This window comes from Ancylomarina sp. 16SWW S1-10-2, assembly GCF_009669305.1.
GTDB lineage: Bacteria > Bacteroidota > Bacteroidia > Bacteroidales > Marinifilaceae > Ancylomarina.
Genome location: NZ_SADB01000008.1, coordinates 211,987 through 235,032 on the forward strand (window position 1 = coordinate 211,987; position 23,046 = coordinate 235,032).

12 protein-coding genes are annotated in these 23,046 nt (G+C 33.8%); 11 read left to right on the forward strand and 1 reads right to left on the reverse strand.

Annotated elements, in window-relative coordinates; all coding sequences use genetic code 11:
• Positions 1-101 precede the first annotated feature (101 nt).
• From EMN46_RS08800 to EMN46_RS08820, 5 genes are all read left to right on the forward strand, one after another.
• Positions 102-2,933, forward strand: a complete 2,832-nt coding sequence (locus EMN46_RS08800) for an FAD-binding and (Fe-S)-binding domain-containing protein (RefSeq protein WP_154200435.1) — start codon at positions 102-104, stop codon at positions 2,931-2,933.
• Positions 2,934-3,167: 234 nt separating this feature from the next.
• Positions 3,168-4,418 (forward strand): hypothetical protein, encoded by a 1,251-nt coding sequence (locus EMN46_RS08805; RefSeq protein ID WP_154200436.1) that lies wholly within the window; start codon positions 3,168-3,170, stop codon positions 4,416-4,418.
• A 451-nt stretch (positions 4,419-4,869) separates the two neighbouring features.
• Positions 4,870-5,835: a 23S rRNA (adenine(1618)-N(6))-methyltransferase RlmF gene (gene rlmF, locus EMN46_RS08810; protein WP_154200437.1), complete on the forward strand. Its 966-nt coding sequence runs from the start codon at positions 4,870-4,872 to the stop codon at positions 5,833-5,835.
• Positions 5,836-6,040: 205 nt separating this feature from the next.
• Complete coding sequence (locus EMN46_RS19630) at positions 6,041-6,805, forward strand: hypothetical protein (RefSeq protein ID WP_195715225.1); 765 nt, start codon at positions 6,041-6,043, stop codon at positions 6,803-6,805.
• 361 nt (positions 6,806-7,166) lie between these two features.
• On the forward strand, positions 7,167-8,030 hold the full coding sequence (locus EMN46_RS08820) for a phospholipase D-like domain-containing protein (RefSeq protein ID WP_154200438.1): 864 nt from the start codon (positions 7,167-7,169) through the stop codon (positions 8,028-8,030).
• A 315-nt stretch (positions 8,031-8,345) separates the two neighbouring features.
• Here the strand turns inward: EMN46_RS08820 and EMN46_RS08825 are convergent, their stop codons facing one another.
• Positions 8,346-12,347 (reverse strand): hybrid sensor histidine kinase/response regulator transcription factor, encoded by a 4,002-nt coding sequence (locus tag EMN46_RS08825; RefSeq protein WP_154200439.1) that lies wholly within the window; start codon positions 12,345-12,347, stop codon positions 8,346-8,348.
• A 394-nt stretch (positions 12,348-12,741) separates the two neighbouring features.
• On the opposite strand from EMN46_RS08825, the gene EMN46_RS08830 reads away from it, so the two are divergent.
• The 6 genes from EMN46_RS08830 (at position 12,742) to EMN46_RS08855 (ending at position 22,845) form a co-directional block, all read left to right on the forward strand.
• Positions 12,742-13,857, forward strand: coding sequence for a glycosidase (locus EMN46_RS08830; RefSeq protein WP_154200440.1), 1,116 nt, complete (start codon positions 12,742-12,744; stop codon positions 13,855-13,857).
• Between the two features lie 170 nt (positions 13,858-14,027).
• Positions 14,028-15,074 (forward strand): glycoside hydrolase family 130 protein, encoded by a 1,047-nt coding sequence (locus EMN46_RS08835; RefSeq protein ID WP_154200441.1) that lies wholly within the window; start codon positions 14,028-14,030, stop codon positions 15,072-15,074.
• Positions 15,075-15,077: 3 nt separating this feature from the next.
• Complete coding sequence (locus EMN46_RS08840) at positions 15,078-16,355, forward strand: MFS transporter (protein WP_229130317.1); 1,278 nt, start codon at positions 15,078-15,080, stop codon at positions 16,353-16,355.
• 103 nt (positions 16,356-16,458) lie between these two features.
• Positions 16,459-18,174 (forward strand): D-glucuronyl C5-epimerase family protein, encoded by a 1,716-nt coding sequence (locus EMN46_RS08845; RefSeq protein WP_229130318.1) that lies wholly within the window; start codon positions 16,459-16,461, stop codon positions 18,172-18,174.
• Positions 18,175-18,297: 123 nt separating this feature from the next.
• Entirely contained in the window at positions 18,298-21,354 is a 3,057-nt protein-coding gene (locus EMN46_RS08850; protein WP_154200442.1) for a TonB-dependent receptor, read from the forward strand.
• 18 nt (positions 21,355-21,372) lie between these two features.
• Positions 21,373-22,845 (forward strand): RagB/SusD family nutrient uptake outer membrane protein, encoded by a 1,473-nt coding sequence (locus EMN46_RS08855; protein WP_154200443.1) that lies wholly within the window; start codon positions 21,373-21,375, stop codon positions 22,843-22,845.
• Positions 22,846-23,046 lie beyond the last annotated feature (201 nt).

Here is a 23,046-nt window from a genome sequence, read left to right on the forward strand (position 1 = left end):
TTAAAGTGCCGATTCCAAATTATTATCAGTTTTTTAAAGAGCTTGATTTTAGAATTAATTTAGGCTTTATCTGTGATTGAAATCTTATAAAAAAATAAATTATGTTGAAAGGAAATTATAAGAAGTTTTACGACGAAATTAAATCGACAATTGAAACTTCACGCTTGTATACAGATGAATTAAGAACTTTGGCCTATGGAACCGATGGTGGTTTTTATAGATTAAATCCTAAAATTGTTATACGTGCGATAGATGAGTCTGAAGTTCAAAAAGCATTGCTCTTAGCTGATAAATATCAATTACCTGTTACTTTTAGAGCTGCAGGAACAAGTTTAGCTGGACAAGCTATTACAGATTCAATTCTTATTTTTGCAGGAAAAAATTGGACTGATTATGACGTTCTTAATAATGGAGCTGAAATTCGCATGCAACCAGGAATTGTTGGTGCTCGCGTAAATCAAATTCTTGCGCCTTATGGTCGTAAAATGGGACCAGATCCAGCTTCTATTAATTCTGCCATGATTGGTGGTATTGTAATGAACAATGCATCTGGTATGAATTGTGGTACTCACGAAAATTCATATAAAACAATTCTTTCTGCACGTTTAATCTTTGCTGATGGAACTATTCTTGATACAGCAAGTGAAGACAGCAAAAAAGACTTTTTGAAATCACATGGTGATTTTATTAAGAAGATCGAAGAAATGCGAGACAGTGTACGTGCCAACAAAAAGTTGTCAGATCGTATTCGTTTCAAGTATGGTATTAAAAATACGACAGGACTTAGTATTAATCCTTTTATCGATTATTTCGATCCTTTCCAAATCATTGTGAATTTAATGGTTGGTTCTGAAGGAACTTTGGCTTTTATGTCTCAATTAACGATGAAGACTGTTGAGAACCCTAAGTTCAAAGCCAGTGCTATGATGTATTTTAGCGATATCGTGAATGCATGTGAGGCTGTAGTAACAATGAAACCAGGTCCTGTTGATGCGGCTGAATTACTTGATAGGGTTGCTTTACGAGCTGTAGAAGATCAAGATGGTATTCCTGCTTTTATCAAAGATTTTCCAGATGGTGTAACAGCAGTTCTTGTTGAAACTATGGGAAATAGTAAAAAACAAGTGCAAGCTAACATCGCTGAAATTAGAGAACTTTTAAAGGACTACAAAACAGTTCGTCCTATCGAGTTTACTGATAAACCAGAAGAGTATTCTAAATATTGGGATATTCGTAAAGGTGTATTCCCAGCAGTTGGTGGTTTACGTGAAGTTGGAACAACTTGTATTATTGAGGATGTTGCTTTTCATATTGAGGATCTACCAAAAGCGACTGCTAAATTGCAGAAATTGATCGCAGATCATGGTTATAAAGGTGGTGTGATTTATGGACATGCTTTAGAAGGTAATTTCCATTTTATTTTCAACCAAAATTTTGATAAGCCAGAAGAGCTTGAACAATATAAGAACTTCATGGCTGCTATCGATCACTTGGTGGTTGACGAGTATGATGGTTCATTGAAAGCTGAACACGGTACGGGACGAAACATGGCTCCATTTGTTGAGCATGAGTGGGGTACTGAAGCTTATCAATTGATGAAAGATGTTAAAAATCTTTTTGACCCTAAAAATTTATTGAATCCTGGTGTTATTATTAATAATGATCCAGAATGTAATATTAAAGATTTCAAAATACTAACACCAGTTAATAGTCTTGTTGATTTATGTATTGAGTGTGGTTTTTGTGAAGTAAATTGTCTTACTGCTGGTTTTTCTATATCTGCTCGTCAGCGTACAGTTGTACAACGTGAAATTAGACGATTAGAATTAACTCATGAAGATGACGAACGCTTAAAGGAACTGAGAAAAGGTTTTGAATACCTTGGTAATGCAACTTGTGCCGGTGATGGTCTATGTGCTACTTCTTGTCCTCTAGGCATCGATACTGGAAAATTCATTAAACATTTGAGATCACTAGATATGGCTGGTGAAAAAGCTCAAAAATACAGTAAAATGGTTGCTGATAATTTCAGTAAAATCCATCCTGTTATTCGTTATGGTTTAGGTTTTGTAAATGTTGCTCATGCTGTAATGGGTACAACATTATTAGGAGCTGTAGCTAGAGGTTTTAGAACTTTAAGTGGTGATAATATTCCTCTTTGGACTTCATCTATGCCTAAAGGAGCTAAAGTTGCAAAACAGCATCCTATCAATAAAAAGAATCCTTTAAAAGTTGTTTATTTCCCATCTTGTATTGCTCAAACAATGGGACCTGCAAAAGGAGATCCTTATAAGAAACCTTTGCATGTTGTTACTCAAGAATTGTTGGAAAAAGCTGGATATGAAGTTATCTTCCCAGAGAAAATGAATTCTTTATGTTGTGGTACGCCTTGGGAGAGTAAGGGTCTTAATAAGCAAGCAGATCAAAAATCTTCAGAACTTGAAGCTGCTTTGGTTAAAGCTTCAGAAAATGGAAAATATCAAATATTATGTGATACATCTCCATGTCTTTACCGTATGCGTCGTGTGATGGATAAGAAATTAAGACTTTATGAACCAGTTGAATTTATTCATGAATTTTTAATGGATAAATTGAAATTCACTAAGGTGGACGAAACGGTTGCTGTTCACTCTACTTGTACAACCACTAAAATGGGATTAGCTGGTGAATTGATTGAAGTTGCTGAAGCTTGTGCTACGAAAGTGGTAATGCCTGCTGAAGTTGGATGTTGCGGTTTTGCTGGTGATAGAGGATTTAACTTTCCTGAAGTTAACGCTTATGCTCTTCGTAAGTTGAAACCAGTTATCGTTTCAAATAAGGTTGTTGCTGGTTATTCAAATAGTAGAACTTGTGAAATCGGTTTAAGTCATAATGGCGGCGTACCTTATCAATCTATTATTTATTTAGTTGATAAAGTAACTGAAGCAAAATAATAAATTTTGAAAATAGTTTTGGCAGTATAGTTTATTTATACTGTAGGTTGTTGTGTTTAATGCATATGGAAACAAGTCTGACGTTCTATAAAAATATATAGTTGACTTCGTTTTTAAAGAATAATCAGATTTTGTTTTTATATGTATTTATAATCTTTTTTTACCATTATAATAAAAACCCCAAACACTTAATTCGATTTGTTATATACAGTCGAGTGTTTTAAATTGAAAATGATGAAAAGAATTCTAATAATGATTATTGCTTTTGCTCCTCTATTTAGCTCGGCGCAAAATAAAGAAGAAGTTAAGAAAGAAGGCGTTAAAGTGAAATTAAGCGGTTTCGTTACTGCTGAAGCAATATACGATAGTCGTAAATCTGTTTCTGCTCGTGAAGGGGATGTCCTTCTTTACCCAGCAGCAAAATCGTATGATAAAAATGGTAACGATTTAAATGATCGTTCTGAATTTTATATGACGACTATTCATTCACGACTAAATGTTGGAGTTTCTGGATTTGAAGCTTTTGGAGCTAAAGGTACTGCTACTATTCAAGGTGACTTTGCTAGTACATCTAATTCCACTACTGGTTTATTCCGTTTAAGACATGCTTTTGTTAAATTAGATTGGGGAAAAGATGAATTACTACTTGGTAAATTTTGGCACCCTATGTTTATCACTACATGTAATCCTGGTATTTTGGCTTGGAATGGTGCAATTCCTTTCAATGTTTTGGGAAGAGCTCCTCAAATTAGATATACTCGCGATTTAGGTGATAAAGGTTCTGTTATGTTTGCTGTATTGTCAGAAATGGATGCAAAATCTACAGGTCCTAATGGTGCTAGTGTTGAGTATATTCAACAATCAGGTGTTCCTGAATTTTCAGCTCAAGTTAAATATGATGTAGCTAAAGGTCTTACTTTAGGAGCAACAGGTGTTGTTAAAACTTTAAAACCAATGCTAACAGATTTTGCTGGAGTTGAAACTGATGAACTTTTAACTAGCTACCAAATGAATGCTTGGATGACTTTAAAAACAGACAAATTTGTTTGGGATGTAGCCGGTATTTATGGACAAAACCTATATAATTTTGTAATGTTAGGTGGTTATGGTGTAAAAGCTACCGATAATGGCAACTTAGAATATACCAATATATCAACATCTTCTTTTTGGTCAGATATCTATACAACTACAGGAAAAGTTAGATATGGTCTATTTGCTGGTTACACAAAAAACTTAGGTGCTGATGATGATTTGGCAACAGAAACTGATGGTAGTTTTACTGGCTTATATAGTAGAGGTGGTGATATCGATTACGCTTATCAGTTTGGACCTCGTGTTGAGTTACATTCAGGTAAAGTTTTGGTTGGTGCACAAGTTTTATATACTGCAGCAGCTTATGGTACTACTAAAGTTGATGGTACAGTAGCTGATTCAAAAGAATTTTCAAGCACTAGAAGTTCTCTATATTTAAGATATTCTTTTTAAGACGTTATAAGTCTTAGTTAATTTATACCTTTCAACTAGGCTTAATGTCTGTAATAAGCCGATTTGTTTAAATAGCCTCAGCCTTTGGTTGAGGCTATTTTTATTATTAGAGTTTGAATTTGTGTTTATTTGTAGTTTCGATTTGACACCTTAATCCGCCTAAGGCGGACTTCGCTACTCTCAGCCTTACTATATTCTACTTTATCCTTAATTTCTTTTAATTACGTCATATTCTCTTTAATTTTTACACTTTAGTCTTTCCTTCCTTTACCCTTTTCCCATTATCCTTTAACTTTTTTACTCCTTATCTTACTTTAACCTTTCCTTATCCTTTTTTTCTTAGTTCGTGAGAATAGTATTATTATCCTTAAAATAGTCGTATTTTTGCAAACCGCTGATGGTTTATTTAAACCAATAAAATATTGATTATTCATATACAGATTATAAAGCTATGCTTCCAGATAAGAAAGAACACGCAAAAGTAAAATCAAGATTACACCCTCGAAATAAGAACCGAGAACGATACAATTTTAAAGAATTAATAGAGGCTTGTCCAGAATTAGAGTCTTTTGTGATTCTAAATAAATATGATGATCAATCTATCGACTTTGCTGATCCAAAGGCTGTAAAGATGCTAAATAAGGCCTTGCTTATACATTATTATGGATTGAGTGATTGGGATATCCCAGAAAACTATTTGTGTCCACCTATTCCTGGACGTGCAGATTATATCCATCATATTGCTGACTTGTTATGTGCTAGTAATTTTGGTGCGATGCCAAAGGGAGAGAAGATTAAGTGTTTGGATATTGGTGTTGGAGCCAATTGTATTTACCCAATCATTGGACGAAAAGAATACGGTTGGTCTTTTATAGGTACCGATATTGATCCTGTGGCTCTTGCTTCGGCTAACAAAATTATAGAATTAAATGCTGGTTTAAAGGGTGCTGTTGAGTGTCGCTTTCAGCCAAGTTCTAAAGATTATTTCTATGGTGTATTTAAACGTGAAGAACGTGTAGATATGACTGTTTGTAACCCACCATTTCATGCATCTGCTGAAGATGCTCACACTGCCGCTAAACGTAAGGTTACTAACCTAAGTGAAAAGAAAGTAGAGTCGGTTAAATTGAATTTTGGCGGACAAAGTAATGAGCTTTGGTGTGAAGGTGGCGAAGGACGTTTCATTAAAACGATGATTTCGGAAAGTAAGAAGTTTGGTAAGAGTTGTTTTTGGTTTTCTTGTTTAGTTTCAAAACAATCGAATTTGAAAATGGTAAACAAAACATTGAAGAGTCTTGAAGCAGTAAAAGTTGAAATTATTCCAATGGGGCAAGGCAATAAAACGAGTCGTATAGTGGCTTGGACATTTTTAACAGCTGAAGAACAAAAAGAATGGCGAGAGACTAATTGGGTCTAGAGTTATATAATAGGTATAAAAGGAGAGGTGAAACAACTGTGTTTTGCCTCTTTTTTTATGCACAGAAATGTTCGCATAGCCTTTATCAGTGAATTTAAATATATCTTTGCACTCCATTAAAGCGCAAATATGCTTGAATAATTGAGAATTGTTAACCACTTTTTTGTGGTACAATCAAATAGATATATAAATAAGTCACATCAACATGAAAGATCTTTCAAAAATAGAAAAGATAAACACGGTAATTGAAGAATATTTTAAAGAGAATGCTTCTCTTACAATCGTACCAGTAAAAAATTTAATGCCTGCTTTTATTAAAGCTGGCATATTTACAAAAGATGTAAAAAAAGGCTTACCAATTCGTTTAATTCTTAGAGAACTCGACGAAAGTAATGAGTTGACATTAATTCCTTTTGTTTATGTCGAAAGACATGGAGAACAAACTTATTGGTATTTTATTCCAGCCAATGCAAGTACTCCAGATGTACCTTACAAACAGGAGAAAAAGAAAATAGAAAACGATCCCATTGCTACTCGTTTAAACAGCGATGAAACTTATGTTATTGGTTTATGCGATAAAGTATTATCTCTTAAAGCAGATCGACATAAAAGATTTGATTTCCTTTTGGGAGATTTGCATAAAAACAGAAAAACAAAAACCAAACTTCCTGTTGATGCATATTATGAAGAATTGCAATTGGTTGTAGAATACAAAGAAGTACAAAATTTTAGACCTCTTGCTGTTCACGATACTGACGATGAAGAAGAGGAGATTACACATACTTCAACAAGAGAAGAGTTACGAAGATTATATGATGAACGAAGAGCTAAAGTACTTCCAAAGAATGGAATTTCATTGGTCGTAATTTCTTATTCTGATTTTATGTTTAACGATAATAATCGAATTATTCGAGTGGAAGAAAACGATTTGGGAATAGTACAAAAAGCATTAAAAGATTTTTGTAAGTAGAGAAAATAAGACCAATAAATAGAAAGCTTGACAGAACTGATGATCAGAGCTGTCAAGCTTTTTTTATTTATTAAGTCAGGTTCTGACTAAAGTTTATATGAAAATATTTATAGCTAGATAAGAAGTTATGATTTTAAGCAGGGTAAGAAGTAAACGGTAAATTTATTAATATATGAAATTCAATTCTGCTAAATGGTTTCCATAATGTCGTTCTACATATCTATTAATTATTTATCTATATAATCAATTTAGTAAATATTATTTGTGCATAATAAAAGAGGGGTAATGTTTACAGTATTAGATAATATTTAATAAATTTACTTGACTTTTTGAGTGTTTCGGAATATTAAATAAATAATTAATGGCAGAATTTTTTACTACAAGAGGACTTTCATATCACATAGATGAAATTATAAAGAATGGAGATGATTTTGTTATTCTAGTAACACCCTATTTGAAATTCTCTAAAACTTTATACGAAAGACTTAAATCATTAGTAGATAATAATGTTGAATTGTCAATTGTATATGGAAAAACACAATTGACAAAAGAACAAGAACGTTTAATTAATCAATTAGGATGCAATATATTTTTTAAAGAGAACCTTCACGCTAAATGTTATATTAATCAAAGTGATGCAGTAATTTGCTCAATGAATCTTCATTCGTTTTCTGAGGTTAATAATATTGAAATGGGTGTGAAATTGGACAAAAGGAGAGATAAAAGCGCTTATGTAGATTGTCTATCAGAAGTTCAGGAATTAATAAAGAATTCACAAGCACTAAAAATAACGAAAAAGGTTACTGAAGAGACTTTTCAAAATACAAATGAAAAGTACACTAATGATGAATTCATCAAAGAGTGGTATATGTCCATAAAACAGAATTTTAAAGATTTTGATTTTACATTAGAAGGAGCTAAAATAATTACATCAAAAACAAATTTTGAAAAATTTACACTTACAAACGATTATGGTTTTATTACAATAGTGTTAAAGGGGAATCCCAGTTTTTTAAAGTTATTTAGAAATGTTTGTCAGAATAAAATACTTGAAAATTTGGATAATTATAGATGCTATTGGAGTCATCCTTATAATAAAATTTTCTTGTATCAATTAAAAGGTATTGAATTTTCAAATATACAAGACGATATTGATTATTGTTTGAAAGGGACAAAAATTCTTATATATAATTTAAAAAGCACTGTATATTATAGTCGTCTCTAATTAAAGCAGAAGTTCACAAAGTGAATTCTGACCAAAGTTTATAGGAGTATATTGAGAACCTCACAAAAAAAGAGTGAGATCCTCAATTCATTCTCTCATTATTAATTTTCAAATCTGAAATGAGCTTTGGGGAAAGTATCCTTTTTTCTGTATACGCTCCGCTAAATTAGTGGAACTATTTTTGGTGGCTATTCTTTGCTTGTCTCATCGAGAATATATTAAGAATTCCAATGAATTCTCATCCATTAAAAGTTGGCGCATTAAAAAATAGTGAAATCTTGTGTTACTCCTTAGTTTCTACAAATTGATCAGTTATTAGATTGTTGGTCGATTATTTTTTTTTGAATAATTTCCCGGAGATATACCAAAGACTTCTTTAAAGGAGCGATAAAAATAGGTTCTATTGTTAAATCCTGTTTCATAGATCACTTCGCTTACTGTCATAGATGTTTCTTTTAATAGACGGGCTGCTTTTTTTAATCGATAATGCTTGATATAACCATGTGGTGTAAATCCTGTAACTGCTTTTACTTTACGGTAAAGTTGAGTTTTACTCATAGCAAGAATATCGGACATTTGTTCTGCATCTAAATCTGACTGATCCAAATTCTCATTTACAAATTTTTGCAATTTGGAAAGAAACTCAATATCGCGATTATTTAATCCTTCTAAATTTTCAATAGGTTTTTCAGGTTCTGTTTTTAAGATATCTTGAATTTGTATACGGGTAGCAATTAGTTTCTTTATTCTAATTTTCAGATGGCGTGGTTCGAATGGTTTAGGGATGTAACTGTCGGCTCCTACTTCAATACCTTCTATTCTATTCTCTAAATTTCCCTTTGCTGTGAGTAAGATAACAGGTATATGACATGTATTTATGTCGTTCTTAATGGTTTGGCAAAGTTTTAGACCATCCATTACTGGCATAATAATGTCACTAATAACTAAACTGATATTTTCATATTTGATGATATTGAGAGCTTCTAAACCATTAGCAGCTTGTTTGATGGTATATTTATTTGATAATATATCGTAGACTAAGCTTCTTAGTTGTGCATTATCATCTACAATCAGAATGGTATGTTCACACTGTTTATCTATTTTTAGTTGGTTGAATTTATTATCTAAGGATACGGGGTTTATACCTCTGAATTCGTCGTCGGCTTTTTTCCTAATCAAGGATTCGTCAATAACCATGTTGATTTGTCTTTCGCTTATTTTATAGCTTTCTTTTGCTAGTGGAATTATCAAACTAAAGCAGCTACCTTCTCCAGGTTTACTCTTTAACTGAATGCTGCCATGATGTCGTTCAACTAGACTCTTGGTGAGAGCAAGTCCAACCCCTGAACCTTCAGGAGCGTCTTTTAGATTAGGTAGCTCATCAGAATGATGAAAGAATCGATTAAAAATTTTTTCACGTACATCATCTGAAATCCCAATACCAGTATCTGTTACATTAATGTGAGCATTTTTTCCTTTCTTATTTAAGGCTATAGAAACAGAACCCCCAGCAGGTGTGAATTTAATTGCATTGGAGATAAGGTTCAAAAGAATTTTTTCAATAATCCCATTATCGAACCAACCCATAGTCTCTTGGTTTGAAGGTTCAATGCTTAGTTGCACATTATTTTGTTCCGCATATTGAGTAAAAGCATTTACAATAGTTGAAGTAAGTGTAGTTAAATTGCCTTCTCTAATCTTAAGGTCTAAATGACCAGTTTCTACTTTTCGGAAGTCAATCAATTCACGTATAAGTTGGTGTAGACGTTTCGAATTATTATATATGGTTTTAGCATATAAACCAACCTTTGGATCATTTCCATGGAATTCCATTAATTGTGCTGCAGGAGCCATAATTAGGGTTAGAGGTGTACGAAATTCATGGGCAATATTAGTGAAAAACTGCAACTTACATTGGTTCATTTCTTTTGTTTTTTGAACCTTTAATTGCTCCATGGCTAGCTGGTTTTGTATGCCTGCTCGTCGTAATATTGCGTAGATAACTGATACGAATATGAGACAAATGAACAAGAAGTATAAAAGATAAGCCCATGATGTTTTCCAAAATGGAGGAGAAATAAGAATGTGAATTTCTCGTAATTGGGGATTCCAAATTCCATCTTCATTGGTGCATTTTACTTTAAAAACATATTCTCCAGGAGGCACGTTTGTAAAGATTGCTTTTTCTTCTCCTTCGGTATTTATAAAATTTTCATTGAAGTTTTCTAGTTTGTAGGCATACTTGCATTTTTGTTTGTTGTGATAGTTTAATGTTGTGAATTGAAATTGAAAAAAGTTCTGATTGTGTTTGAGCCTCAATGTATCACATAAATCGATATGCCATGAAAGATTAGTGGTCGCTCCTGTGGTATTTTTAAAATTGGTAATTGCTAAACGAGGAAAATAAGGTGAGTCGGTTATTTTATAGGAATTAAATTTATCGAAGCCATTAACACCCCCGAAGTATAATAATCCCGTGGTCTGCCCCATACATGAAGCACCATCAGAGTATTCGTTGTTTTGAAGGCCATCTGATTGAAAATAGTTTCTAATTTCTCCAGTTTCTTTATTTAGCTTTGATAAACCCTTATTGGTACTTACCCAAATGTTTTTAAGGGAATCTTCAAGTATGGCATGAATCGTATTATTCGGAATTCCGTCTTGTTCTGTGTAATGAGAAAATGAGTAGGGACTAGTAGACATATTTAATCTGTTTAATCCTCCACTAGTTCCAATCCAAAGTTCTTGATTACTAGATTTCCACAAGCTAAGCACATCGTCATTGTTCAGTGTATTTGAAAGTTGAGAATTACTTTTAAAAACTTCAAATTTATCGGTTAAGGTGTTGAGTCGATAAAGTCCGCCTTCACGCGTTCCAATCCAAAGAACATTGGGGCGTCCTTCAACAATAGCATAAACGATGTCACTTTGCAAACCTTGTTTTTTAGATGGATCGTTATGGTAATGTTTATGGTTTAATAGAAGGTATTTTCCATTTTCTTTTTTTGTGACGGTAAATCTAAAAAGACCATATCCACTGGTTCCGATCCACATATCACCAAAAGCATCTTTACATATTGAATATACCGATCCAAACTCAATTTGGGGTTTGTTAATAAAATTTCTTGGGAAATGTAATATTTTGTTGGTCGAAGTTTCAATCATATCTATTCCCTCACCATCAACTCCAACCCATATATTTCCATCGGAATCACTACCTAATGAGAGGACTGCATTATTTGAAAGACCATTTTTGGTGTTGAAAATTTTGGTGGGTGCACCCTCAGCAGGAATGCAATTCAGTCCATTCCCTCGTGTCCCTATCCAAATATTTCCTTTGTCGTCCTCATGTATAGCTCTTACGATATTGTGGTTTATTTTCCCCTTAGTGAGATCTCCTTTTTGAGTAGAAATAAATGAATTTCCTCTTGTATCATATTTGTGTACGCCATCACCATCGGTTCCAATCCATAACAGATCTGGATTGGTTTCGGTGATTGACCAAATTTTCACTTGTTTATTTGAGAGAGCATGGAGTTGATCTTCGAAAAAATAGACTTCTATATTGGGGCTATTGATTATTTTGAATAGTCTACCTGAATCTGTTCCTCCCCAAATCACGCCTTTTTCAAGTCCTTTAGAGATTGTTGTGACATTCATATTTATATCTCCAGAATGAATGCTTGTATATTCTTCCTTATCCAAGTTTACTTTTAGAATGCCTCCCTTTGCCATAGCTACAAAGAGATAATGGCTTGCTCCATCTTTTACAAACCAATGTTTTTTTGGAAGGATTTCGTATTTCGAGGATAGTGTATATTCCTTTACGACTTTCCAAGCGGAATTTTTCTTTAGCCCTAAGACTGATCCGTTTTCTTTCATTACCCAGAGTGTGCTATCGGATGAAAATGACAATCCAAGAATATTACGGAGTAAATTGGGTTGTAGAGGAAGCTTAATAGGAGTAACAAATTTTTTGTTATTCTGATCAAAATGAGTAATTCCCCAATTATAAACACTACACCAAAGGACACTGTCCAGACTCAGTGTTGCATGAAAACTGTTTTCTATATAAATATTATTGTTAATTGTATCGAGATAGGGGGTGAAATTTTCTTTATAGGGATCATACTGATTGAGTCCTTTTTCGGTTACAATCCACAGATTTCGACTCTTGTCCTCGAGGATTTTCCGAATAATGTTGTTGTTAATGCTTCCCTTTTGAAAGATATTTGGCTTGAATACTTTGATATTGCTTCCATCAAATCGATTTAGACCATCCCAAGTTCCAAACCAATTGAATCCCCTTGAATCCATAAAAATGGAGGTAACTGCACTATTTGATAGGCCATCGGTATTATTGATGTGTGAGTGGGGCCAGTTATGAGGTTTAAAGCTGCATAAAGTTATGATGACTATAGTTACAAGTATAAATTTTCGCACCAGTTAGATTTTCGTAAATTACAGTTTACTTAAAGGTAATAAAAATTATGATTTAAGATTCTGTTTGTTAGCTAGAACAGCAAGTTTGGTATTCCTGTATACACATTGGAGAATGGGGTGAACTACTTCTTGATGTGTTTGTCCTTAAATTTGATAATACATTGTTGAATGGAGATAAATATAAGGATCGTGAGTTCTAATAATTACTCAGTTCAAGTAATTTATCAGTTTAGAAAATGAGTTGGATTATTTAAATGAAAATATTTTTATGGAAAATTTATCGAGGAAACTGTCTGTATCTGGTTGGCAGGCTGAAGTTAATTTAAATAAACCATTAGATCGTTTTATAAACAATCCCATATTAACCTGTCATCAGGTGAATGGCGTGTGGACTGATCCTAAATATCAGGTGAAAACGGTACACAATGTAGGAATTGCTCAATATAGGGATGAGGTTGTTATGTTGTTCCGTTCACATTTAAGAAATGGTATTTCGGTGATAGGAACGGCCCGGAGTAATGATGGTGTGCACGGATGGAAAGTAGATCCAAAATTGGCACTTAAACCGTGTAATACTGACGATTTATTTGCTGATGGAGTAAATATTGAGTCTTTAATTGAGAATGAGGCGGGAGGTGTTGAGGATCCTAGAGTTTCAAAAATTGGGGCTAATTATTTTATTACCTACAGCGCTTATCATGGAACTATAAAAGATCGAGTTCGGGTTTCACTAGCAACAACAACTGATTTTAGAAGTTTTGTACGTCATGGTCCTTTAATGGATGTGGATATGAGGAATGTGGTTATTTTTCCTGAACAATTTGGCGGTAAGTATGCCGCTCTTTTTAGACCAAACGATCATAATATTGATCAGACGGGAGGTGTTTTTAAGGAAATACAAATTGGGTTTACGAAGGATCTTTTTAGTCACGAGTGGGACTTGATGCCAGAACCTTTAATGAAACAAGAGGGTGGACCTAGTGCTTTTTCAGATAAAATTGGTCCCGGAGCGCCTCCTATTAAAACCAAGTATGGTTGGCTAAATATTTTCCATGGTGTTAGAGGTACTATGGATGGGAATCCCTATACACTTGGAATTGCATTGCATGATTTGAATGATCCACAAAAGGTGCAAGTGTCTAATATTCCTATCCTTTTTCCAAGTGCTGCTGATTGCAAAACTTTACCTGAAGATTATATCCACGTTCCTAATGTGGTATTTTGTTGTGGGGCTCTAAGAAGAGATGATGGTTCAATATTGATTTATTATGGAGGAAATGATACAGTAACGAATGTAGCAGTAACTCATGAAGATATTTTGGTAGCTCTTTGTGAAAATTATCCTCAGAACCCATTAAGTGGTGAACCTGCATATGTTTTGTAAAGGTCAGTAGTGAATGATTTATAGTTTGGGTGATTGTATACTCAGTTTCCTTAGTGTATGGTATATTATCAAAAAGCCATTATGTACACTATACCATACATAAACGGGAGTATAGTACATCGATTTATGATAAAAATGGTATTCCTTTACTATAGATAAAAAATATAATGATGGATATTGCAAAAAGATTTGAGCAGAATCCTTTGCTCGCACCAAAAGACATAAGGCCTAGTATGCCAGGAATGGAAATAGAATGTTTATTAAATCCTGGTGTATTTCGATATAAAGGGAAAACGTGGCTTTTGTTGCGTGTTGCCGAACGCCCTAAACAAGAAGAAGGTAAAATAAGTTTTCCTGTTTATAATAATGACGGGAAAATTGAGATTTTGACTTTCGACGAAGATGATCCTAATCTAGATATTTCAGATCCTAGAATTGTCATTTACAAAGGTGATTTTTATTTAACGACACTCTCTCATTTAAGATTGGTTTCTAGTGAAGATAACGTCACTTTCGAAGAGTCTCAGGAATATCTTCCAATTATGGGAGTAGGCACACAAGAAACATTTGGAATAGAAGATTGTCGTATTGCTACGATGAGTGATGGTTATCATTTGACCTATACAAAGGTTTCTGCACATGGAGTAGGAGTAGGGTATATTTATACTAAGGATTGGAAACATCTTGATCGTCGAGGGATGATTTTCCCACCACATAATAAGGATTGTGCCATTTTTGAAGAAAAGATTAATGGTAAGTATTATGCACTTCATCGTCCGAGTAGTCCTGAATTAGGAGGAAATTACATATGGATTGCAGAATCTCCTGATCGTATTCATTGGGGAAATCATAAGTTGTTGGCTACTACTCGACCTGAGAAGTGGGATAGTGAAAGGCTTGGTGCCGGTGCCGCTCCAATTCGTACCGAAAAAGGCTGGTTGGAAATATACCACGGAGCAACAAAGGAAAACAGATATTGTTTGGGTGCTTTATTACTGGATTTAAATGATCCATCAATAGTTCTTGCACGTAGTAAAGAACCTATAATGGAACCCATTATGGAGTATGAGAAAACAGGATTCTTTGGTAATGTAGTTTTTACAAATGGACATTTTGTTGAAGGTGATACAATTACTATTTATTATGGAGCTTCGGATGAAGTAATTTGTGGAGCGAAATTTTCTATCAATGAAATTTTACAATCATTAAACGAATAACCTATGGTTGCTTTTAGCAAAATACTGAAAAAAACACTTTCTGAATATTATTTTTTCCTCAGTAATCCACGTGATATGCGGGTTCTGTTGATAACCAATATGATTTATGCTTTTGTGCTTCCAGTGGTCGATGTTTTTGTGAGTGCTTACATTATGCGATTCACTAATAATGATTTCACATTGGTAGCCTACTATCAGCTGGCTATATATACGGGAATCCCTCTTACTTTTTTTATCAATGGTTTTCTGTTAAAAAGAATAAAAATTGCTAATCTGTACAGTTTTGGAATGATTTTAAGTGGGATCTCCATGTTGTTTATGATGACGCTCGATAACCTTGATCTTGTTGGGGTTATTCTTGCTGGTTTAATTATGGGAGCATCATTTGGCTTTTTCTGGGCTAACCGAGATTTTCTTGCTTTGAATACCACAAATGATACTAATCGAAATTATTATTATGGATTAGAGACTTTTTTCTTTACGATTACATCAATCATAATTCCCCTATTCGTTGGATGGTTTATTATATCTTCAAAAACAATGGGGTGGTTTGGTGAACAGAGGGCTTATCAGTTCATTACATTTGGTGTGTTTATTTTAACAATTATTTCATCTATTGTAATTCATAAGGAAAAATTTAAAAATCCAAAACAGAAGAGATTCTTGTATTTCCACTTCGATAAATTATGGCACAAAATGTTGTTTTTGGCAGGATTAAAAGGACTTGCTCAAGGCTATTTAGTAACTGCACCAGCCATTCTAATTATGTATTTAATTGGTGATGAAGGGTCCTTGGGAACTATTCAGGGGATAAGTGGAGTCGTAACGGCAATAGTATTATACCTGCTAGGTCGATTTTCTAAACCTGAACATCGTATTTACATATTTACAGTGGGTTTACTTCTTTTTGTAGTGGGTACAATGGCTAATGCTATTATGTTCTCTGCAACTGGCGTAATAGTATTTATGTTGACGATGGTATTGTTCCGACCACTACACGATATTGCTTATTTTCCTATTCAGATGAGAGTTATTGACGTACTTTCTAAAAAAGAGAATCGAAACGAATTTACCTATATTTTTAATCATGAATTTGGACTTTTTATAGGGAGAGTATTTGGATTAGTGATGTTTTTGATGTTAACACATTATGTTTCGGATGTGTTTGCCCTTAAGTATTCTTTATTAATAATCGCTCTATTGCAATTATTTTCTATTCCTGTTGCTAAAATGGTGATTAAGCACACAGGTAAAGAGGAATTTAAAGAAAAAAATACTTGAAGTAGAATTTGAAAATGGGAGCAATGAATTAGTTGGATATCTACTATCAAATTAATTAAAAGGCTTTTAGATATAAAATGAGAAAATTTAAATACATCATCAGATGATACGTAACTATTTATTTTGGTTGGCATGTTGTTTCGTTTTAGTTTCTTGCTCGACTCAACCTCAAACACCTGTAAAAGAACTAAGCATTAGTCGTGTAGAAAGCATGCCTAATCATCCACAGCCATATAAAATGCTCGATTGGCATGAAAAGGCAGTGAATTTCGATGAAGCAATATTCGATTTTGATGCTACCGGTGAATTTCGTCCTTTTATATGGTTGGATAGTGCAAAGAGAAATATTCCACAGACAACATTTGGTTTGTATACTGTTATTGGTGATGTTAGACAAGGTCCTGATAAAAACAATGGTGAGTTTCACGAGGCAATCAATTCATTGGGAGCTTTGATGAGTGCCGGATTAGTGGGAATTGATAAGCGGGATCAGAAGGGATATAATTTTGTGAAAATGGTTCAGAATTATTTCAATACCGATAACGGTTGGAATATCATGATGAACAATACTTGTCCTGAAGTAGCTCTTTTAGGTGGAGGTTATGGTCGTGATTGGTGGTACGATGTTTTTCCAAACGTGTTGTATTATGCTGTTTCTGAATTACAGCCAAATGTAGAAGGAGCAGAAGCAATCCAAAAAGCTATTGCTGAGCAATTTTTCAAAGCAGATTCTACCTTAAATGGAGATTATGATTATTCCTATTTCGACTATGCCGAGATGAAAGGAAAACGAAATCAGATTCCTTATCAACAAGATGCAGCAGCAGGACATGCCTATGTGCTTTATGCTGCCTATCAAAAATTTGGAGATCCTCGTTATTTGAAAGGTGCTGAATCGGCAATTGAAGCTTTGTTGAGCCAAAAAGAAAGTCGGTTTTATGAAGTGTTGATGCCTTTTGGAGCTTATGTGGCAGCACGTTTAAATGCTGAACAAGGAACTAACTATGATGTCTCAAAAATAATTGATTGGACCTTTGATGGCTGTAAAGCCAAAGATGGACGTACCGGATGGGGGATTATAAGTGACCGTTGGGGTGATTATGATGTGAGTGGCTTGCAGGGAAGTATTACCGATGGAGGAGGCTATGGCTTTTTAATGAACACCTTCGATATGGCTTGGCCTTTAATACCTATGGTTCGTTATGATCAAAGGTATGCTCGATCAATTGGGAAATGGATGCTGAATGCTGCAAATGCATCCCGATTATGCTATCCTTACGAAATACCTGATGCAAATCAGTACTTACCAGAAAATAAAAGCATTACTCGTAATGTAATTGCCTATGAGGGATTAAAAAAGGTTGATGCTTACAATAATGAGGAGTTTAAAGGGGTTTCTCCAGTGGCTTTAGGCGATGGTCCAAATTGGGTTGTCAGTCAGCCTAAACTATCTATGTTTAGTATTTATGGATCGGCTCATGTAGGTGTTTTTGGTTCTATCATAAAGACTACAAACGTCGAAAAGATTCTTCAATTAGATTGTTTGGCAACTGATTTCTATAAGAATGATTCATATCCTACCTATTTGTATTTCAATCCTTATGATGAGGAGATGAAGATTGAATATTCATCTGAAGCTTTGGTTGATTTATATGATATTGTTTCAGGAAAAGTAGTTGCAAGAAAAATATCAGGAAAAGGAAGTTTTTCAATTGAGGGGAATAAAGCTATGGTTGTGGTTGAAATTCCTTCGGGATCAGAAATTGAAAGAACAAAAGGAAAGGTTATGGCAAATGGGATAGTTCTCTCCTTTTATTAAATAGCATTAAAATTAAATCAATACAAAAACGATTACAAATATGCTATGATAGCATTTGATGAAATTATTACATTATGAAAAATAAATACCATTTTAATTCATGTTGTTATTAAATCTAAATCTATGAAAACTATTTTTTTAAATTTTAAAAGAGGAATACTAGGTTTTGTATTTGTCTTTTTGACAAGTTCTGTTTTCGGGCAGATTCTTGTGTCGGGAAAAGTTACTGATGTAAGTGGGGAATCAATACCGGGTGTTAGTGTTGTTGTAAAAGGCACAAGTACGGGTTCTACTACCAATATCGATGGGAATTATAGTTTGGAAGTACCTAATGAAACACAAGTACTGGTGTTTTCTTTTATTGGAATGAAAACGCAGGAAGTGGATTTCGCAGGCCAAACAAACATTAACGTTGTTTTACTGGAAGATGTAACTGGTTTAGATGAGGTTGTTGTTGTTGGTTATACTGCAAGAAAGAAATCTACTTTAACTGGTGCCGTATCTGTTGTTAAACTTACGGATATGGAAAAAGTGAGAGTTCCAAATGTTTCACAAGCCTTGCAAGGTCAAATTGCGGGGGTATTAGTAACATCTAGTACAGGTGCACCGGGTGATCCGATTCAAATACGTATTCGTGGAGAAGGAACTATAGGAAATAATAATCCATTGTATGTAGTAGATGGTATTCCTTCACGTGATATTACGTTTTTAAATCAGGCAGATATAAAGACAATGACTGTTTTAAAAGATGCAGCTGCAGCCGCAATTTATGGTTCAAGAGCTTCTGGTGGTGTCGTATTAATTACAACTAAAGGTGGTGCTGTAGGCAAAACAAATTTTGATGTGAATTACTACACAGGAATTAATAAGGTAGCCAATTTACCTAATATGCTAAATGCTGATCAGTATATGAATACATTGGAAAAAGCATGGAACAATTCTAATACTTCAGGAGTAAATCCTTATACTGCTGATAAAGGTAGATCTGATTTTGCAGATACAGATTGGCTTGATGAGTTGTTCGAACAAGGCAAGTCTCATAATTTGCAATTAACTGCCAGTGGAGGAACTGAAAAGATACAATTTTTAATGTCTTTAGGTTATTATGGACAAGATGGAATTGTTGTATATGATAATGATAAATACCAAAGGTTAAATTACAGAACAAATGTTAATGCAAATTTAACAGATCGTATAAAAGTTGGAACAAATCTTCAATTGTCATATTCAACTCAAGACAAAACGGCTTCAAGTGGAGAAAGTTTAATCCGATTTGCTTTATTAAGAGCTCCTATTTTAGCTGTTCGTAAAGATGTGAATGACCCTACTTACACTGATAGAGATCCTTATACTGATATGCCATTTTTCACACCAACTGATTATGACTCAGACTTGCAAAGGAAAATGTATGAGATGGTTGGTAATCCAATTGCTATGGCTCATTTTACTAATGATGAACGAAAAATATATAAAACATTTGGAAATGTTTATGGTGAATATGCTCTTTTGAAAAACAAAGAATTAAAATTTAGAACCAACGTTGGTGTTGATTTGTCATTGTTTCACAACAAAGCATTTAATGAAAATTTTGGTGATGATGATGGTAGTGGATCTGATCTTGATAAAGGATTAGGTAGACAAAATAGACCCAATAATTTGAGCGAAGAAAGAGGAGAAGCTCGTACAATCACCTTTAATAATACATTAAACTATACAAAAACCTTCAACGAAAGACATGATTTTAGTGCAATGATTGGTACTGAGTATATTGATAATTATGAATCTTCGATAGGAGCTAGTAGATCTCGTTTCCCTTATACAAGTAGTAAATTCCAATATTTAGATTACGGAGGAACTGATTTGGATATTTGGAATAGCGGAACAGCTTCAGAATGGACTTTGTTTTCTTTATTTGGATCATCATCTTATGTGTTAGATGATAAATATATGGTAACAGCTAATTTGAGAGCTGATGCATCATCAAGATTTTCAGAAAACAATCGTTGGGGGTATTTCCCTTCAGTTTCAGCTGGATGGAAAATTTCTGATGAAGATTTTATGAAGGATATTGATTGGTTATCTAATTTAAAATTAAGAGCAAGTTGGGGTAAATTAGGAAATCAGGAGATTGATAATTATGCGTATCTAACTTTAGTGAGTCAGACAGATGGTATTGTTAAGACAGATCGTTTTGGTAACCCTGATTTAAAATGGGAGAGTTCTACTCAATCTAATGTAGGAGTTGACCTTGGATTATTAGATAATAAATTGGTACTAACAGCTGAATATTTTAATAAGAATACGACTGATATTCTATTACCAATAAGTTTGCCTTCTGTAGTTGGAAATGTTTCTCCTACCATTATAAATGCAGGTGAAGTGAGTAATAAGGGGTTTGAATTTTCTTTAGACTATCGAAATTCAGGTAAAGAATTCAAATACAATATTAATGCGAACATTGCGACTTTAACTAATAATGTTGAAAAGTTGCATCCAAACGTACCTAATATTTCAGGTGAAGTAACAAAAACTGAGGTTGGGCAACCTTTAAATTCCTACTATGGATATAAAATGGTTGGTATTTATCAAAATCAGGCAGAAATAGATAGTTATCTTACAGAGGGAAACGCCAAACCAGGAGATATTAAATTTAAGGATGTAAATGGTGACGGTAAAATTAGCGCAGATTTTGACAGAGAATTTATTGGAAGTCCAATACCTGAATTTACCTATGGTTTTTCTTTTTCATCTACTTACAAAGGATTTGATTTTTCTGTGCTTTTTCAAGGAGTAGCTGGAGTTGATAGATATAATGATGGTAAAAAAATTGTAGACTATGATACTCGTCCTTTTAATTATACAACTGATATTTTAGATGCTTGGGATGGTGAAGGTAGTAGTAATTCGATACCAAGAGTTGCTTTTGACGATAATGGAAGTAGTAAAGTGTCGAGCATTTTTGTTGAAGATGCTTCTTATTTCCGTCTTAAAAATATTGAAATTGGATATACCCTAAAAGAACTAAAAGGAGTTGAAAATATACGGTTTTATGTATCTGGACAAAATCTATTGACAATAACTGATTATACTGGTTTAGATCCAGAATCTACACTTTTAATGGATAAAGGAACCTATCCTCAATCAACATCGATTTTGTTTGGTGTAAATGTGAAGTTTTAATATTAAAAAGTATAAATTATGAGATATATACATAGTATAATCATTATTTTCTTCTTTACAGGTCTTGTGAGTTGTACAGATGAATTAAACAATGACCCAATTGGGCTTCTAACCGCAGATCAGGTTGATTCGGATCCTACAATAACGACACTCGAATCTTCGGTGAGCTCATCATACTTACCTCTTAAAAACACCTTAAATGGTATTATCCCTGGTTGGAAATGGAATCTTGGGACGGTATTTAGAAACGATATTGTTTTGCAGGATATTGCAGCTAATGATATGAATAAAAAAGTGTCACCTGATGGTGATCAACCTTGGATGGATGAATTGGCTGATTTTAGTTTTACTCCTGAGAATCAAGCTTTCAATGGCATTTGGGTGTACGATTATGAGGGGATTAGTAGAGTTAATCTTGCTATTAATTTTTTAACTGATCCTGAAATCTCTCAGAAAACAGGAATTGATGAAGCTCGTAAAAATCAATTATTGTCAGAAGCTTATTTTTTAAGAGCTTTTTATTATTTCGACTTAGTAAATAATTTTGGAGATGTACCATTAGTACTTGAATCTCCCGATTCATTCGAGGAAGCTTTTTCAGTTTCAGTTCGAGCATCTGCAGATGAAGTTAGAACACAGATAAATTCAGATTTAGCTGCTTCAAAAGCATTAGCATCAAATGTGAAATATTCTAATGATTCTGAGCGGTGGAGAGTATCAAAGGGAGCTATTATTGCATTGCAAGCTAAAGTAGCTTTGTATACTGAAAATTGGACAACAGTACTCAGCTTAATTACAGAATTGGATGGACTTGGCTTTTACAGTTTAAATGCTAATTATTTCGATAGTTTTGATGTAAATAAGGAATTTAATGAAGATGAAGTGATTTTTGCCTATGATCATCGTTCAGATGAAACTCCTAATAATACGAATGGACTTCGCGATGTTATTGGATGGGGATTCTTTTCTCCCACCACTGACTTTATAAATGCTTTTGAAGCCAACGATCCCCGATTGTTATATACTATTGGTGATGAGTCAGTTCGTGTATTTAAAATAGTGGGATCAACAACCAGTTATGTTGATAATGGTAATAAAGTGTATATCCGTTATGCTGATGTATTACTTTGGAAAGCAGAAGCTCTTAACGAAACGGGAGACTATGATGGAGCCATTGCAATAATTAATCAGATTAGGACCAGAGCTAGAACTAGTTCTACTGCTGATGGTTCTCTAATTCCTGCAGGAACGCTTGCCAATAGAGGCAGTTCATCAAATCCAGCAGAAATTAAAGCTTGGTTAATGTCAGAAAGAAGAGTTGAATTAGGCTTTGAATCACAAAGATTTAATGATCTAAAAAGATGGGGTAAAGCTAAAGAAGTGTTATCAGCTCTTGGAGTAAATTACCAAGATTATAATGCCTTATATCCAATTCCTCAAAGAGATATTGATAAATCGGGTGGAACAATTACTCAGAATACTGGTTATTAATTTAGGAATATGAATAGATTAGAGGCTGAATCATTTTTTGATTCAGCCTCTTTTTTGTATGTCGGGTATGTTAATGTGCTATCAAGATGAAATGTTCTTGAGTTCACCCAGTTGACAGGAAGAACTAGCAATTGGCAAGGGTGTTGTGGGTGACTGCAAATCTGAAGAAAGCCATCAGCAAAGTCATCGTTCTAACGAACA

Coding starts and splice junctions, on each gene's coding strand:
- EMN46_RS08825 (WP_154200439.1), bottom strand. CDS start 12,347: ATGGATTCAAGGGGATTCAATTGGTTTGGAACTTGGGATGGTCTAAAT.
- EMN46_RS08800 (WP_154200435.1), top strand. CDS start 102: ATGTTGAAAGGAAATTATAAGAAGTTTTACGACGAAATTAAATCGACA.
- EMN46_RS08855 (WP_154200443.1), top strand. CDS start 21,373: ATGAGATATATACATAGTATAATCATTATTTTCTTCTTTACAGGTCTT.
- EMN46_RS08835 (WP_154200441.1), top strand. CDS start 14,028: ATGGATATTGCAAAAAGATTTGAGCAGAATCCTTTGCTCGCACCAAAA.
- EMN46_RS19630 (WP_195715225.1), top strand. CDS start 6,041: ATGAAAGATCTTTCAAAAATAGAAAAGATAAACACGGTAATTGAAGAA.
- rlmF (WP_154200437.1), top strand. CDS start 4,870: ATGCTTCCAGATAAGAAAGAACACGCAAAAGTAAAATCAAGATTACAC.
- EMN46_RS08830 (WP_154200440.1), top strand. CDS start 12,742: ATGGAAAATTTATCGAGGAAACTGTCTGTATCTGGTTGGCAGGCTGAA.
- EMN46_RS08820 (WP_154200438.1), top strand. CDS start 7,167: ATGGCAGAATTTTTTACTACAAGAGGACTTTCATATCACATAGATGAA.
- EMN46_RS08845 (WP_229130318.1), top strand. CDS start 16,459: ATGATACGTAACTATTTATTTTGGTTGGCATGTTGTTTCGTTTTAGTT.
- EMN46_RS08805 (WP_154200436.1), top strand. CDS start 3,168: ATGAAAAGAATTCTAATAATGATTATTGCTTTTGCTCCTCTATTTAGC.
- EMN46_RS08840 (WP_229130317.1), top strand. CDS start 15,078: ATGGTTGCTTTTAGCAAAATACTGAAAAAAACACTTTCTGAATATTAT.
- EMN46_RS08850 (WP_154200442.1), top strand. CDS start 18,298: ATGAAAACTATTTTTTTAAATTTTAAAAGAGGAATACTAGGTTTTGTA.